The sequence below is a fragment of the Aeromonas sp. sif2416 genome (genome assembly GCF_019218665.1).
In the GTDB taxonomy this organism is placed as follows: Bacteria; Pseudomonadota; Gammaproteobacteria; order Enterobacterales; family Aeromonadaceae; genus Aeromonas; species Aeromonas encheleia.
Genome location: NZ_JAHUXC010000028.1, coordinates 1 through 615, shown reverse-complemented (window position 1 = coordinate 615; position 615 = coordinate 1). Strand labels below are relative to the sequence as shown.

The window sequence follows — 615 nt, the reverse complement described above, 5'->3', positions numbered from 1 at the left end:
ACGGGGCCAAGCCCCGTGCAGTATTGGCGGGTCACTTGATGGCCCTGAGTTGAGCATCTGAGGATGAACGATTCCACTGACGGAAATTACGAATCCTAATGCAAGGCACATGCCCCCACCCACCGAGCGACCCAATTTCAAAACGCTCATTGGGAGCTTCGGCCTGACCAGGCTTAATGGTACATAGGGCCGTTGATTTCACGACAGGGCCGCCGTTAAGACTCAACGCAATATAGCCACCGTCGTAGTTAAAGGATGCAGCCATAACATTCCGCTTCAACAAGACTGGGGCTAACAACTTGGCTGGAGAGTAATCATTGGTCGCAAGAAGCGCACCATCATTCCACACCCCCAAAAAGTGGCGAGTCGGATGGCTTCCTTCACAGAAAAGCGGGACATAACCAGTTGAACTTGGACTGATAATTTCAAACTCAACCGCATAAGTTCGGCTCTTACCATAGCCAGGGCTGTTTACTGGGCCGGGCAGCCACACCAGCTCGGGTGCCCTGGTGGCGGCAGCATTTGTCGTTGGGATAAGCGAGGTCGGAGGGCCTTTCTCAATTTGTACCGACAGGATTTCAAAGTTCAACGAGCCAGTGCCCTGCCATTGGCTGG

1 protein-coding gene is annotated in these 615 nt (G+C 53.3%); it reads right to left on the bottom strand.

All coding sequences use genetic code 11. The features are described from left to right. Positions 1-31 precede the first annotated feature (31 nt). Positions 32-615 (bottom strand): hypothetical protein (locus tag KW821_RS21365; RefSeq protein WP_218292851.1); only part of this gene is annotated, 584 nt, incomplete at its 5' end.